Origin of the sequence: Nicoliella spurrieriana, from assembly GCF_023380205.1 — a bacterium.
Lineage (GTDB): Bacteria > Bacillota > Bacilli > Lactobacillales > Lactobacillaceae > Nicoliella > Nicoliella spurrieriana.
On the sequence record NZ_CP093361.1, the window covers coordinates 1,574,468 to 1,590,546 of the forward strand.

The following is a 16,079-nucleotide window of genomic DNA, read 5'->3' on the forward strand; positions in this document are numbered from 1 at the left end:
TTTAAAACTGGGTCAATAACCTCAGCCCCTCACTCAAGTATTGATTGGTGTCTAATTCGCCGTCCAATGCCAATAGTTGTTTTTTGACCCTGGCAACGTCCCGGCTGGAATATCCCAATGCATTGAGGGCTGCTAACGCATCTTGTAGCTCCCTCGTATCGGAAGTGCTTACACTAACAGCAACCCTTGATTTAGGAGCCAACTGGTCGGCTTCAAAGAGGTCGTCCAGTTTGCCCTTTAGGTCCAACACAATCTGCTTTGCGGTCTTTTTTCCGACCCCCGGAAACTTCGTCAAAAAGGTGATGTTTTCCTCATTAATTGCCCGTAGGAGACCCTGGTTTTGATTTCCCGCCATAATGGCGTTGGCACTCTTTGGACCAATGCCAGAGACATTGATCAACTTTTCGAATAACGCCTTATCATTTCGACTAGCAAAAGCGTATAACGATTGAAACGAGTCCGTGATCACTTGGTGAACGTATAGTTTTAGCTGCTTATCCGCATCCACGTGGTACCGGTAGGGATCAGCCGTATAAAGCAGATAGCCAATTCCATTCACATCTAAAACAATGTAGCTGGGGGTCACCGCCGTAACGAACCCCGTTAGATATTCATACATTTAATTAACCTTCCTTAATTCCGTTTGGTTTGGCTCTCGTGGGAATCTTGAATTCGTTTGAACATTTTTTGCATATCGTAATTAGTAAAATGAACCAACACCGGCCGACCGTGCGGACAATTATAAGGATCTTCGACCTGACTTAACTGATCTAGTAGTGATACGGCCTGCTGCCGATCCAAATGGTGATTAGCCTTAATCGCCCGCTTACAACTCATTGTAATCGCAGTCTGGGCGCGAAATTGAGCAACGGAAAGCTTTCCGTTAGTCAGCACTTGATCGACCATTTCTCGAATCGTTTGTTCCGCTCGTCCGTTGATAAACCACGTTGGATGGCTCCTAACGATGAAGCTATTCTTGCCGAACGGTTCCAAAAAAATGCCAATACTTTTCAATAGTTCCAAGCGTTCAGATAATACCAACGTATCAGTGGTGGAATACTCCAGGACGATTGGGACCAATAAATCCTGTTGGTCGTTTGCCACGTCTCCAATCGATTCACGAAACCGTTCGTAATTAATCCGTTCCTGCGCAGCATGTTGATCAACGATGTACATGCCATCCGCTGCTTCCGTCAACAAGTACGTTCCATGCATCTGTCCAATATAAACCAGATTCGGAAATTGGTGCTGGTTCTCAGCCGGCTTAGCAGCTGGCTTAGCTTCCACCGGGGCCAGCGTTGCAGCCGGCTTTGGATTAGTAGCGGAATCAAATGGTGGCATCGTCCCTTCGGCCTGATAGTAGGCAACGAATTTTTGAACATCAGCGCTAGCTAAATCGGCCTTATTCTCAACCATAATGACGCGCTTGGGGCGCTTCGTTTGCGGTTTAAGCGATGATTTGTTTGTAGGCTCATTTGAATCGACTGGCGGTTGCTGTTGTGGCAACGGAGCGGCAGCAGCTTGGTAATGGGTTGAATTTTGGTTCAATTGAAATGCTAATTGATCATCATGATACTTAGGTTGAACCGGCCGTTGCTGATTCATTACGTCTGGAATTAAATTCTGGTGTAAGAAACGCTCAGCAATCGTATTCGTAATTAAAGTACAGAGCTGCTCTTCCTTACTAATCCGGACGCTTTGTTTCGTCGGATGAACATTAACATCAACTAACGTTGGATCCGTTTGAATATTAATCACTGCAATCGGATAGCGCCCCACCATTAGCTTTGATTTGTATCCATCCACGATTGCCTTTACGATTGAATAGTTCTTAACGAACCGGCCGTTTAAAATCACAACGACATAGTTGCGATTAGCCCTGGTCAATTCAGGTAAACTCACGTATCCATTAATTTTAAAATCTAAGTCGGCGCCCTTGAACGACAGCATCTTGTGCGCCTTAGATGCACCGTAAATCCCACCGATGACTTGGAGTTGATCATTGCGCCCGGCCGTCCGTAATAGTTCCCGCTGGTTATGCACTAACGTGAATGAAATTTCTGGATGGCCCAGTGCAATTTGATTCATCGCATCGGTAATCTTGGATAGCTCGGTCGCTGGTGTTTTCATGTATTTGAGGCGCGCTGGCGTATTAAAAAAGAGGTTCGATACGCTCACCGAGGTTCCCCGCCTAAGTTCGGCCGGTTTCCGATCAATTAGCTTTCCACCCCGAACGTGGTATTCAGCACCTTCCGTGCCATTTGATGTCTTTAAATCAACATCGGCAACTGATGCAATGCTAGGCAGGGCCTCCCCCCGAAACCCCAGTGAATGCACATTGAATAAATCACGGCGATCAATAATTTTACTGGTGGCATGCCGCGTGAACGCAAGCGGGAGGTCTTTTGGGTCAATTCCCCTGCCGTCATCAATGACTTGAATCATTTTAAACCCAGCATCGCTGATGTTCACATCAATTTGCGTACTATGGGCATCAATTGAATTTTCAACCAGTTCCTTAACAACCGAAGCTGGTCGTTCAACCACCTCACCGGCCGCAATTTGATTGGACAGAATTGGTGACAATTTGTGAATTGCTCCCATCATTAACACTCCCTTCTTGGATCAGTTACTTCTTCAAACGTCGTTTCCATTCATAGACCCGATTCATAACGTCCATTGGCGTTAAGCTCATTAAGTCTGTCTGGGCCAACTCATTTAAGATGCGTTGGTCGTTCTTACTCATGGGCTCCGTCCGTGGCGTTCGATCCGGCTCTGCAAACAATGCCAATTGGCCATCTGCATCACCTGATTTGGATGCGGGAGCCGGCTTTGGGGTCGCAGCTAACGTGGCCTGTGGTTGCGATTCAATCGGACTAGCGTGTGCTTCTAAGTCCTTTAAAATTACATCAGCACGCTGAAGCAATGGCGCTGGTAGCCCCGCAATTTTAGCAACGTGGATCCCATAGGATTTATCAGCCGCGCCGGGTTCGACCTTGTGTAAAAAGACCAGCTCGCCGTTCTTTTCACTCGCCCCAACGTGGACGTTCTTTAGTTGGGCTAGTTCTTGGTCCAATGCAGTTAACTCATGGTAATGGGTCGAAAAAAGCGTTTTAGCGTGAATATAATTATGGACGTATTCAATAATTGACTGGGCCAATGCCATTCCATCATAGGTCGCAGTCCCCCGCCCTAATTCATCGAATAGAATTAAACTATTGGGAGTGGCTTGCTGTAATGCCTGGTTAGACTCCTTCATCTCGACCATAAAGGTACTTTCGCCACTAATTAAATCATCAGCCGCACCAATTCTAGTGAAGATCTGGTCAAAAATTGGCATTTTAGCGGACTTAGCCGGCACAAAGCACCCGATTTGAGTCATTACCACCGTTAATGCCAATTGGCGCATATAGGTACTCTTACCGGACATATTCGGTCCGGTAATCAATAATACATTGGTATCTGAATTCATCTTAACGTCATTTGGAACGTATGACTGGCGGCCCATTACCTTTTCAACTACTGGATGGCGACCGTCAATAATTTCTAAGTCATGTGCATCGTTCAATTCAGGGCGTACCAACCGATACTCCTCACTAACGTTAGCAAAACTTTGCAATACATCTAACGTTGACACTGCATCAGCTAGCCGTTGCAGCCGCTGAATCGATTTTTTGACCTGATCACGGACCTCAACGAATAATTCATATTCTAAGCTTTTTGATTTTTCCTGAGCCTCTAAAATCAACGACTCGCGTTCCTTTAACTCAGGCGTGGAAAAGCGTTCAGCATTGGTCAGGGTTTGTTTACGTTGATACCGGTCCTTAGGTAATTTCCCTAAGTTCACCTTCGTCACCTCAATATAATACCCGAACACGTGGTTATAGCCAATTTTTAAATTGTTAATCCCCGTGGCCTTGCGTTCACGCGTCTCTAACTCGGCTAGCCACTGCTTCCCATTTTGCATTGCATCCCGATATTGATCCAATTGATGACTATAGCCGTCCTTAATGATGCCACCCTCTGTAACCGAAATCGGTGGTTCATCAACAATCGCAGCCTCGATCAAACGGGAAACATCATCGACGGGTTCCAGATGTGCATCAATGGGGCCCAGTATTTTTTGATCCAGTTGGCCTAGACAATACTTAATTTGGGGGATTTGGTCCAACGAAGTCTTCAACTGAATTAAATCGCGGCCATTAACGCTCCCAAACGCTACCCGGCCCGCTAAGCGTTCCAAATCATAGACTTTCACTAACGCATCCGTTAGTTGACTACGTTCAAAGTAGTGGTTCAATAACTCCGCCACTGCATTTTGGCGGTTAGTAATCGTTTGGCGATCAATCAACGGACGGACTAACCAACGCTTTAATTTCCGACCCCCCATGGCCGTCTTTGTGTTATCCAGTAGCCACAGTAGGGTGCCTGATTTTTTCTTCGTTCGAATGTTTTGGGTCAATTCTAAATTATACTGTGAATTATGATCCATTTTTAAAAACGCCGACGGTTCGTAAGCCACGGCTCGTTGTAGGTGCGCTAAATCGCGTTTCTGGGTCTCGGTAATATAGGTCAAAAGAATGGCAACACTGCGCTTTTGCACCGCGCTAGGTAGCCCCTCAGTTAAGTAGCTAGTTTCTGCCATCGACTTGATCTCATCTTGATGTGAAACCAAAATACCAAGCTTAGTAAAGCGCTGGACTAACGCATCACTTACCTTTGCATCCACCACGACTTCCTTTGTTTGGAGGCTTAACGCCTCGTTAATAATCGTATCCACCGTCCCCAACTGGCTGGTCTTAAGCTCACCCGTCGATAGCTCAGCATACGCAAACCCGTATTGCTTTGTTTGATCATCATACACCAGTGCAGTCAAATAATTATTGTTCTTGGCGTTTTCGACACCGGATTCAGTTCGCGTCCCGGGTGTGATTAATTGGGTCACCGAGCGCTTAACCATCCCCTTGGCTAGCTTGGGATCCTCCATTTGCTCACAAATGGCAACCTTATATCCACGGTCGACTAAAATATCAACGTAATTTTGCACTGCCCGGTGCGGGACCCCACACATTGGAATCGGATCCTTAGAATTGCGGTTCCGACTAGTTAAAGTGAGTTCTAAGATTTGGGACCCCTTAATTGCGTCTTCATTGAACAGTTCATAAAAATCTCCCAATCGATACATTAAAAAAGCATCCGGATATTGGTCCTTAACTGCTTGGTATTGCTGCATCATGGGTGTTAATTTAGTCGCATTTGCCATTAAAAAGTTCCTTTCATTTGTTTAATTGCTATAAGGATGGTCTGGATTAATTAAGATTGGTCGAATTTTAGTCGCCAGCCCAGTGCGGTCACTAAGGTCAATTACACACCCAGACAAAATGCCACTCCCGGTTTCTGCCACCTTAAATTGAACCGGGCGTTGGGTAATGAATCGCTTCAAAATTAAATCGGTCTGCATTCCTAAAATACTATCGTATGGCCCCGTCATTCCAGCATCACTCATAAATGCGGTTCCTGCTGGTAATACCCTATAATCACTAGTTTGAACGTGGGTGTGGGTGCCCACCAGTGCCGATACTCTTCCATCTAAATACCGGGCAATTGCCATCTTCTCACTGGTCGTTTCAGCGTGGAAGTCAATGAATTGATAGTCCGTTTTAGCCCCCACCTGTTCTAAAATCGCATTAATTGTATCGAATGGGTTATTTAAATTATCCATGAATACCAATCCCTGTAGGTTAATGATGGCCACCTGTTTGCCATTTACATTTACAATCGTGTATCCACGTCCTGGCACGTCTGGACCTGGATAGTTAGCAGGCCGAATTAAATTCGGTGTCTGATCGATAAAATCCAGAATTTCAGCATTATTCCAAGCATGGTTACCTAACGTAATTACATCCGCTCCGGCACTCATGATCTGTTTATAAACCCGCTGGCTAATACCCCGGCCAACAGCAGTCGCATTTTCACCGTTCACAACGGTAATTTGGGGCTTTAAATCCCGCTTTAACTTGGGCAAATATTCCTGAAGCATGGATACACCCATATTTCCCACGGTATCACCAACAAATAGTAATCTCATTAATCTGGTCCTCAATTCTTTCATTAAAACATTTATTTTAATTTTACCACGAACATTTTAAAATAAAAAAGGCCAGGATGGCCTTTTTTATTTTGCATATTCAACTGATCGAACTTCACGAATAATCGTGACTTTAATGTGACCTGGATATTCCATGTCAGATTCAATCTTTCGTTTAATATTTCTAGCTAAAACAACTGCTTGTGTATCGGAAACCTTTTCGGGATTAACGATGACCCGAATCTCACGACCAGCTTGAATTGCATAGCTTTGTTTAACTTCTTTAAAGCTGTTACTAATTTTTTCTAAACTATCTAAACGATGGACAAAGCTTTCAAGCGATTTACTCTTTGCCCCCGGTCTAGAGATCGAAATCTTTTCAGCAACCGCCACTAATTCAGAAATCACATACCGTGGTTGAGTAGAACTAGCGCTGTCATCAGCTTGAATTGAATCGATGATCACTGGACTTTCGTGATACTTCTTAGCGAGGTCAGCACCAATTTTAACGTGCGAACCGTCCGCTTCATGATCAACTGCAAGCCCAATTTCGTGTAATAATCCTGCGCGTTTTGCTAATGTAACATCCTCACCCAATTCAGCAGCTAGAACCCCGGTTAGTTTAGCCACCTCAATCGACCGACTTAAAGCATTTTGACCAAAGTACATCTTATACTTTAATTTACCAACTAATTTCGTTAACTCATGGTTCATCGAATGAATCCCTAAGTCAAAGATGACATCTTCACCCACTTCTTGGATGTGTTGATCTAATTCACGACGACTCTTATCCACCATCTCTTCAATTCGAGCTGGGTGGATCCGACCATCTTTAATCAACTTTTCCAATGCAATTTTGGCCACTTCTCTTCGAATCGGGTCAAAACCACTAAGGATTACGGCTTCTGGAGTATCATCGATTACCAGATCGATTCCAGTTAACGTCTCAAAGGTACGAATATTACGGCCCTCACGACCAATAATCCGGCCCTTCATGTCATCATTTGGTAAATTAACGACTGATACTGTCGTTTCTGAAACCGTATCAGCAGCACTTTGTTGAATTGCCTGAACAATTAAATTCTTCGCTTTTTCATTCGCATCACGATGCGCTTGATCATAGCTAGACTTAATCATCTTGGCCCGCTCATCAGCTAATTGATTCTTAGTCTCCTTGATAATTAAATCGCGGGCTTCATCTTGTGATAGCGATGAGACCCGTTCAACTTCAAGTTGACGTTTTTCAACGAGTGATTCTGCTTCTTTTTGTCGTTTAGCAATTTGTTTTTCGTCCGAACTAAGCTTAGCTTCCTTCTTGCTGAACCAATTATCCCGTTTTTCTAGGGAAGATTCTTTCCGGTCTAGCGAATCTTCGCGTTGTAATAATCGATCTTCTTGTTTTTGAATATCAGAACGCCGGTTCTTCAATTCTTTCTCAATTTTCGATCGATAATCATTACTTTCTTCACGCGCCTCAAGGATGGATTCCTTTTTGGTGGTTTCAGCTTGGCGCTTTGCAGCTTCTAAAATGTCATCAACATTTTGATGGGCAGCATTAAGACGCTTTTCAGTAGCACTTTGGTGCACTGCTTTTCCAACAAAAAAACCAACGATAATAGCGATGATTGCGACGAGGATTAAATAAATAAATGACACTATAACACCTCCGCATCATCAAACAATGATTAATTAATCAGTATTTTAGATGTTATTGATTACTATCACACATATTCCATTTTAAATTTTAGCGGGCTAAGTGTCAACTAACTTATAACCATTTCAAAATAAAAAAACAAATTAAGCGAACTTAACTTGTTTTTTAGATTTTACTTATTTGCCTTTGGCTTAGCTTCGCTGGCCTTGGGTTTATCATTAGCTGGTTGATCAACTGGTTGGTCTGCTTCATCAACAGCATCGGTTTCATTTTGACCATCCATATCATAAGCAGCGCGAACCTTTTTATAGATTTCAGCCTTAACATCTGGATGCTCAACTAGGTATTGCTTAGCATTTTCACGGCCCTGACCAATTCGGTCGTTTCCGTATGAATACCACGAACCAGCCTTATTGATGATATCCTTATCAGCAGCCATATCGATCAATTCACCATCCTGGGAAACACCCTTCCCATACATGATGTCAACTTCACACCGCTTGAACGGAGGCGCAACCTTATTCTTAGCGACCTTAATCTTAGCCCGGCTTCCGATAATATCAGTGCCGTCCTTAATTTGTTCACCACGTCTAATTTCTAATCTGATCGTAGAATAGAATTTAAGGGCCCGGCCACCAGGAGTGGTTTCGGGATTTCCGAACATTACCCCGACTTTTTCACGAATTTGGTTAATGAAGAGTGCAATCGTTTTAGTCTTATTAATGGTCCCCGATAATTTTCTTAATGCTTGTGACATTAAACGGGCTTGCAATCCAACATGGGTATCACCCATTTCACCTTCAATTTCTGCTCGTGGAACTAAAGCAGCAACTGAATCAATTACCACGATATCAATGGCACCACTAGATACTAAAGCATCGGTAATTTGTAATCCCTGTTCACCAGTGTCTGGTTGGGATAACAATAGATCATCGATATTCACCCCTAAATTAGTCGCATATTCAGGGTCTAATGCATTTTCAGCATCAATATAAGCAGCAGTTCCACCCTGCTTTTGTACCTCAGCAACGGCTTCTAGTGCAATTGTAGTCTTACCAGAACTTTCTGGCCCATAGATTTCAACAATCCGGCCCCGTGGATAACCGCCCACGCCTAAGGCATTGTCCAAAACTAATGATCCAGAAGGAACGGTAGAAATCCGTGTGTCGCCACGGTCGCCCATCCGCATAATGGAACCCTTGCCGAACTCTTTAACAATTCGCTTCAATGCACCATCTAGTGCCGTTTTTCGTTCGTCAGCCATTCATTTTCCTCCTTGTCAAATCCAAAAATCATCTTTATCTACTATACTAATCAATCGTTAAAAATGCAAACAAAAGTTCGTTTAAATCAATTCAATTGGCGCGCGAGTAATTCAAATCCCTTTGCAACAGCCTGTTTTCGAACTGCATCCCGATCACCACTAAAATGATAAACATTTGCAAATGAAGTGTGATCAGTAAAACTAATGCCGATCCAAACCGTCCCGGCTGGCTGACCCTCCAGTGATTCGGGACCTGCCACCCCGGTAAATGAAACTGCAGCACGGGTGTTCATTTTCATCCGTGCTCCACTAGCCATTTCAATTGCCGTTTGCTCAGAAACGACCCCTAAGCGTTCAATCGTTTGCTTACTAACCCCCACCAATTGATGCTTCGCTTCATTGGCGTAGGTTACAAAGCCCCCCGGAAAAATTGCTGAAACTCCTGCAACGTCTGCTAGTGTGCTTTGAAACATCCCGGCAGTTAAGCTTTCAGCAGCCGTAATGGTAATGCGGTTTACAATCATGCGTTGGACCAGCTCAGTTTGAAATTGATTCGCCATTTTGAACCTCCTTACCATTTAAATACGAATTTAATGTTATTTTAAATCGAATTTTTAAAAATATCACGACTTTTAATAAAGTATTCCACACCGGAGTAAACGGTAAAAAATAAGCAAATGTATAATAAAATTTCACCAATGGGTACGTTAATCATACTAAATAAAAAGTTATTGGTTAATAAAAACAAAATCGCAAACATCTGTGAAGCCGTTTTAATCTTACCAGGCCAAGCAGCAGCAATCACCTCACCGTCAGTCTGGACTGCGATTAATCGTAACCCCGTTACTGCCAATTCACGACACACAATAATTGCAGCGACCCAGGCCGGCACCTTACCAAATGATACCAAAATGATAAAGGCACTCATTACAATCATTTTATCGGCTAGTGGATCAGCGAATTTGCCAAAGTTCGTAACTAAGTGGTCCCGTCTAGCAATTTGTCCATCCAAAAAATCGGTCAAAGTTGCTACCGCAAAGATAATGGCCCCCAATAGGTTGTTTACCGACATGGTACTCCCCAGAAAACTAACCGATCCAAGACTAACTGGTAGGACCAAAATTAAAATAAAAATGGGAATCAAGATAATTCGTAATACAGTTAATTTGTTTGGTAAATTCATCAAAAAACCTCCAAATAAAAAGCCGGGTACTACGACCCCGCCTTTTATAATCTTATTTACTAAAGTTAAAAGTAATGTTTTGAACTTGCGATGTGCCAGTTAACTTAACAGCTTTACCATTAATTGATAACTTAGTGGAAGTTGCGTTTCCTAAATTAAGGGTAGCTGAAGTCGTGTTGCTAGGTAACTTAACGGTATGACTAGCATTTGCATCTTGTGATGCTTGATAAACGTTACTACTATTTGCGTTTACACTGACCCATGCCTTAGCAGAAGTAGTGATTTTTAATTCACTAGCAGCCTTCTTAGTGGTAACGGTGTAGGTCCCACCATCAGTAGAAGCAGCAGTGGATTTAATGGTCGTGTTGTTAGCAGTCGTCTTCTTCTTAGTAGTCGTCTTTTTAACCTGCTTCTTGGAACTGCTGGAAGCAGAACTACTGGAAGAACCAGATACTGAAACAGAACTACTACTGCTGCTGATATTTGTTTGTTGGGAGTTCTTAGAACTTTTAGCAGCTGCGAACCAAATGACCACAATTACTAATACCACCGCAACTGAAATAACGGTCACTGGAATGTAACGTCTAATCGTCGTATTCCGATCATCGACCTTCCGCTGAGCAGTTCTGGTCGCAATTTTATCCTCGCTGACTTTATCAACGTATTCAGGATTTTGCGTATCAGGAAGGGTAGCATCAAATTGCTTAAGTAGCTCATTTCCATCAAGTCCCACTGCGTCAGCATACTGCTTAACAAAGGCCCGCACGTAGAAATCACCAGGTAGTTCATCGAATTTATTTTCATCGATGGCAATCAAATACCGTTTTTGAATTTTAGTATTCTTTTGCAGATCATCAATCGTAAACCCTTTTTTAACACGAGCATCGTGTAGGGTTTGGCCAATTGATGAAGTTTCTTGTTTGTCTTCTTCACTCATCAAAATTACCCCAATATTTTTAAATTTTTACATTATTAAGTATATCATAACAATAGTTGTCAGATAAGATTTGTTTTGGGTTTGAATAATTTCTTAATCAAAAACGTTAGTCGTGACCGCCTTTAAATCAAACAATTGACCAGCGACTGCCTTTAAATCAGCCAGTTCAATTGAATTGATGATATCCACTTCATCATACAGATTCGTAAAATCATCTAACGGGGATCCTAAGCGAATCGCAATCGCTTCTAATGAATTCATCATCAAAACCCGTTGCCCAATTTTTTCCCGTTTAATTAACGCAAAATCATTAGCTAACTCATCGATCTTATTAACTGCAGTCTTCATGACATCTAAAATCCGCTCAATAAATTGTTGGGGGTGGTTAGTATCACCAGCCAAAAACGCAAAGTAAAATTCACGTTCACAGTCTAATTCAAAACTAAATGAATCATCTAAAATTCCTTCATCATATAACTCTGAATATACCTGTGAGTTTTCAGAGAAAAAGAGGTTCAGAAGCAATGACATCGTCAATTCACGCTTAGCTTCTGAGGGACCATTAGGCAACTTAGCAATGCCCTTCAACCCAATGGCTACCTTTGGCCGTGATAACTTCAGCGTTTCATGATGGCTTGTGGTAAAGTCATACGGAGCTTGCTTAGGAAAAACACGCTCAATCTTAACCGGAGCTGCAAACTGCTTAGCCGCTTGATCATCTTCAACAAATTGAAAGACCTCATCCGGGTCAACATTACCAACCACCTTCAGCGTCATATTGCTAGGTTGATAAAATACCTGATATGCCAAGTTTAAATCATCGGCAGTAATTTTAGCAATTGATTCAATGGAACCAGCAATATCCTTATTTAGCGGAAAATCAGGATAGAGATTCCGAATCGTTTGAAAGAAGATTCGCGAATTAGGATCATCATCATACATTTGAATTTCCTGTCCAATAATGCCCTTTTCCTTTTCCACCTTTTCGGGCGTAAAGTACGGTTCTTGAACAAAGTCCAATAGAATTTTTAAATTCTCCATTACGTGATTCGTCGTAGTGAATAGGTAGTTCGTGTTCGTAAAACTAGTGTAGGCATTGGCGTTGCTTCCATACTTAGTAAAGAGGTCAAAGGCATCGTAGCCATTCTTGTCAAACATCTTATGTTCCAAGAAGTGAGCAATTCCGGCGGGGAGTGTGACCACTTCGCCAGTATTAGGGTTTACAAATTGGTTATCAATTGAGCCGTAGTCAACCCCTAGCGTGGCGTAGGTCCGGTAATACTCTGGTTTAGCGACCACCATTACCAATAGCCCATTTGCCATGCGCTTCGAATAAACGTTATCGCCATAAATTGAATATTCCTTTTTATTCACTGTCATCATTATCCCGCCCATCTAAGAAATAAATTGCTTGTAGTTTCACTTGTTTAGCCACTGCCATTACTTCCGCCTTAGTCACTGCCCGAATTCGATCGCACCAGGTATCCACTGCCTCGTGTTGACGATTTAAGAGGCTATCTACTAACCGTTCATCAGATAATTGTCTTTGACTATCCAATCCAGATAAGCGCCCATTAATCAAGTCAGCCTTAATGTTTGCTAACGACTCATCACTAAAATCACCATTTTGAATGTCAACTAACTGGTCATTAACAATTGAAATTACCTTTTCATGGTCACTGGAGTTAATTCCAGTTTGCACCATCAATAGGCCAGACATCGTAGAGAAAGTGCTACTAGCATAATAAGCCAGGCTATATTTTTCCCGAACATTTCTAAATAGCTTCGACTGTGGCGTGCCACCAAACAAGCAGTTAAACAGCATGGACGCATACCGATCATCACTATCGTAGCGGACCGGTAGGTAGTACCCCATATCTAATTTACTTTGCTTTAATGCCTGTTGTTCGGTTCGTTCAGCCACCTTCGTTAATGGGGTCCGATCAATTTTAACCGGATATTGATGTTCAGCTCGTTCCTTAAATTCAAGTTGGGTTATTTGCTCCTTAATTGACTGTTCATTTACGTCCCCTAGTACTGAAATTTGGACCTGGGCCTGGGTCAACATTTCCCGGTAGGCGTCATAGACCCCCTTGGCAGTGGTGGCTTGTAGTTGTTCCACGGTTCCTAATACAAACTCTGCGTAATTAGGTTCCCCCTGGTAGTAAAGTGCCCGTAATTGGTTACTGGCGTAAAACTGCTTATCATCTGGAATCGATTTCACGTAATTGATTAGATTTTGTTTCTGCAATTCGAACGTCTGCGCTTGAAACGCACCGTCACTTGCCAAGGGGTTAAAAATAACCTGATTTAAGAAATTAACCGCCATTTTAAGGGTGGAATCATTGGTTGGTAAATACTTTTCATTTGGAAAACTAATCACTAACCTTAAAATATGTAGCTTGCCATACTTTAAGACGTTGGCTCCAAACACCATCCCATACATCCGTGATAACTGCTTAGCTAGTAGTGATTGGGTCGGATAATCACCGTTACTAGTCTCCATTAATTCAGCCACAAGTGCGAGGTTGGCAAAGCGTGTGTGATCAAGCGGCTCAATAAAATCAACCGTGATGCTGGTACTTTTGAACTTAGTGGTCTTAACCACGTTTAATTTGACGCCGTTCATTAATTTCAAATCAAATTCTCCCCTTTAAATTTACATATTCTCTATGTTAAATTATGGGCACTAAAATATCAAACAAAAAACGAGCGGATGCCCGTTTATTTATCGTATTTTTTAAGGAGTGGTGAATCATATTGATTTCCGAACCACTTCTTGGTAATTTTTTTCAATTGACCGTTTTTCGCCATCTTCACTAGTGCGTCATTAATCTTATTTCTCAGGGTGGTATCACCCTTTCTGACCCCGACTGCTAATTTAGATTTGGGAAAAGCTCCCACATAGGTGCTATATTTATTTGGCGTTGATTCGTGTTTGATGTAGTAGTTTGCATAGGTACTATCAATCAATAGTCCACTGACCCGTTGGGCATTCAAATCAATAAATGCATCGGTAAATGAATCGTATAGTACTGGTTGGTGATTCTTGATCTTATCCTTTAGTAGCTTTGGTTGTTTGTCTAAGCTAATAATTTCGGAAGAGCCGGTTTGGGTCCCTAATTCCTTGCCCTGCATATCATTAAAGTTCCTGATATTAGACTTCTTCAACGAAACTAATTCCTGGTCATTATATAAGTAGGGTTTGGAAAAGGCAATCATCTTTGCCCGCTCTGGAGTAACCGTTAACCCATTCCAAATCAAATCGATGGTTCCATTGCGTAGTTCGGTAACGTTCATCGACCAATCAATGGGTTGAAAGCTTACCTTGATTCCGTATTGTTTAAAGACCGCTCGTGCGAGGTCAATATCATAACCAGTAATCTTCCCCGCCTTAGTTTCAAATCCAAACGGAACAAAACTATCATCTAGCCCCACGACAACCTCTTTTTTCCGTTGGATCTTATTCCATGTGTTTTCGGTATTCGCCCGCTGGGTAACGGATTCACAACCACTAAGGCTCAATCCGACCACTGCAATTAAAAGCAGCGATAACCATTTATAAATTTTTTTCATCATTGGCACCCCCTATTTGACTGGTTGAACTTGTAACATATCATCTGCAACCTTCTTTGCAAAGTCCATATCATGGGTGATGACAATTTGAGTAACTCCGGTCTGCTTCAAGCTTTTGATAATCCGAGCTACTTCATCCCGTAAATTGGGGTCCAAAGCTGAAGTGGGTTCATCATAACAAATAATTTTTGGATTCATTGCTAGGGCCCGGACAATCGCAACCCGTTGTTTTTGTCCACCAGAAAGCTGGTATGGGTATAAGTCATCCTTCCCATCTAAATTCAACTCACCCATTAGTTGCTGGGCTTTTTGCTCTGCAACCGCTCGATCCTGTTTTAATACCAACTCTGGCGCTAGGGTGATGTTTTGAATCACGGTCAAGTTTGGAAATAATTGGAAGTCTTGGAAAACAACGCCGACAACGTTATTTTCACTAGCGGTGGGGTCAAATTGCTTTCCATCTAAGATGAATTCCCCAGCATCTAATTTTTCCAACCCACTAATACAACGCAGGAGGGTGGTTTTCCCGGCCCCAGAGGGCCCAACTATACACATAATTTCATTGTCTTTAATTTGAGCATTCAAGTTGTTAATAATGGTTCGGTTCCCAAATTTTTTGGTAATATTCTTTAATTCAAGCATTCTGATTTCCCCCTTCAAAAATTATTTCCAGTAACTGTAGTGTTTTTCAACGCGCCGTAGGATAAAGGTCAAAATGGCGGTTAATGCTAAGTAGATTACTGCTACTAGGACTAATGGTAATAATGTAACATCCCTAGCCGAAGCAACGTTTCCGGCTCTAAGTAAATCACCAATTCCAATTACGTAAACTAGTGATGAATCCTTAATCAGATTAATAACCTCATTTCCGATTGAAGGAATTACGATCTTAACCACCTGTGGAACCACGATTTTTCTAAACGTCTGCCAATACGATAACCGTAATACCCGTGCACTTTCGTATTGACCCTTGGGTACCGATTGTAAACCGCCCCGGAAAATTTCAGCAAAGTATGCAGTGTAGTTTAGAATAAACGCGAATAGTGCAGCATCAAATCTTGGAAAGACAATTTGAATGCCGGGCATCATTGGTAACCCATAGAACACAAAAATCAATTGAAGTAACAATGGACTCCCCCGCATGATCCAAACGTAGAATTCCAAGACCGCCTTTAACGGCTTAAACTTAGAAATTAATCCCACCCCGGCAACAATTCCTAATGGAATTGAAAAGATTAGGGTCAAGAAGAAAATCTGCAGAGTCGTCTGCACCCCCGAAAGTAACGATGGTAAAATTTCAACAATATAATTAAGCATTGGCTAGCTCCCCTTTCAAAATAAAAAGTCCCCTTAGAAATTAATCTAAGAGGACGTATC

14 protein-coding genes are annotated in these 16,079 nt (G+C 42.3%); all 14 read right to left on the bottom strand.

The features are described from left to right. Position 1: 1 nt before the first annotated feature. Positions 2–619: a Holliday junction branch migration protein RuvA gene (ruvA, locus tag MOO44_RS08000; RefSeq protein WP_260116598.1), complete on the bottom strand. Its 618-nt coding sequence runs from the start codon at positions 617–619 to the stop codon at positions 2–4. Positions 620–633: 14 nt separating this feature from the next. Beyond that, on the bottom strand, positions 634–2,604 hold the full coding sequence (mutL, locus tag MOO44_RS08005) for a DNA mismatch repair endonuclease MutL (protein ID WP_260117331.1): 1,971 nt from the start codon (positions 2,602–2,604) through the stop codon (positions 634–636). A 25-nt stretch (positions 2,605–2,629) separates the two neighbouring features. Continuing rightward, positions 2,630–5,263, bottom strand: coding sequence for a DNA mismatch repair protein MutS (gene mutS, locus MOO44_RS08010; RefSeq protein WP_260116599.1), 2,634 nt, complete (start codon positions 5,261–5,263; stop codon positions 2,630–2,632). 21 nt (positions 5,264–5,284) lie between these two features. Next, positions 5,285–6,088 (bottom strand): TIGR00282 family metallophosphoesterase, encoded by an 804-nt coding sequence (locus MOO44_RS08015; RefSeq protein ID WP_260116600.1) that lies wholly within the window; start codon positions 6,086–6,088, stop codon positions 5,285–5,287. Between the two features lie 87 nt (positions 6,089–6,175). Further along, positions 6,176–7,744 carry a ribonuclease Y gene (gene rny / locus MOO44_RS08020; RefSeq protein WP_260116601.1) on the bottom strand — a complete coding sequence of 523 codons (1,569 nt, stop codon included), beginning with the start codon at positions 7,742–7,744 and terminating at the stop codon, positions 6,176–6,178. 170 nt (positions 7,745–7,914) lie between these two features. After that, positions 7,915–9,006 carry a recombinase RecA gene (gene recA, locus MOO44_RS08025; protein ID WP_260116602.1) on the bottom strand — a complete coding sequence of 364 codons (1,092 nt, stop codon included), beginning with the start codon at positions 9,004–9,006 and terminating at the stop codon, positions 7,915–7,917. An 86-nt stretch (positions 9,007–9,092) separates the two neighbouring features. After that, the gene (locus MOO44_RS08030; RefSeq protein WP_260116603.1) at positions 9,093–9,566 is read right to left on the bottom strand and encodes a nicotinamide-nucleotide amidohydrolase family protein; all 474 of its coding nucleotides are present in this window, start codon (positions 9,564–9,566) and stop codon (positions 9,093–9,095) included. Positions 9,567–9,607: 41 nt separating this feature from the next. Continuing rightward, positions 9,608–10,189, bottom strand: coding sequence for a CDP-diacylglycerol--glycerol-3-phosphate 3-phosphatidyltransferase (gene pgsA / locus MOO44_RS08035; RefSeq protein ID WP_260116604.1), 582 nt, complete (start codon positions 10,187–10,189; stop codon positions 9,608–9,610). A 52-nt stretch (positions 10,190–10,241) separates the two neighbouring features. After that, positions 10,242–11,126, bottom strand: coding sequence for a helix-turn-helix domain-containing protein (locus tag MOO44_RS08040; protein WP_260116605.1), 885 nt, complete (start codon positions 11,124–11,126; stop codon positions 10,242–10,244). Positions 11,127–11,219: 93 nt separating this feature from the next. After that, positions 11,220–12,506, bottom strand: a complete 1,287-nt coding sequence (yfmH, locus tag MOO44_RS08045) for an EF-P 5-aminopentanol modification-associated protein YfmH (protein WP_260116606.1) — start codon at positions 12,504–12,506, stop codon at positions 11,220–11,222. Beyond that, positions 12,493–13,755: an EF-P 5-aminopentanol modification-associated protein YfmF gene (gene yfmF / locus MOO44_RS08050; RefSeq protein ID WP_260117332.1), complete on the bottom strand. Its 1,263-nt coding sequence runs from the start codon at positions 13,753–13,755 to the stop codon at positions 12,493–12,495. Before yfmF ends, yfmH begins: the two co-directional genes overlap by 14 nt. A gap of 95 nt (positions 13,756–13,850) precedes the next feature. After that, a complete protein-coding gene (locus MOO44_RS08055) occupies positions 13,851–14,702 on the bottom strand; it encodes an amino acid ABC transporter substrate-binding protein (RefSeq protein ID WP_260116607.1) in 852 nt (283 codons plus the stop codon). A gap of 12 nt (positions 14,703–14,714) precedes the next feature. After that, a complete protein-coding gene (locus tag MOO44_RS08060) occupies positions 14,715–15,344 on the bottom strand; it encodes an amino acid ABC transporter ATP-binding protein (RefSeq protein ID WP_260116608.1) in 630 nt (209 codons plus the stop codon). Positions 15,345–15,365: 21 nt separating this feature from the next. Further along, a complete protein-coding gene (locus MOO44_RS08065) occupies positions 15,366–16,019 on the bottom strand; it encodes an amino acid ABC transporter permease (protein ID WP_260116609.1) in 654 nt (217 codons plus the stop codon). Positions 16,020–16,079 lie beyond the last annotated feature (60 nt).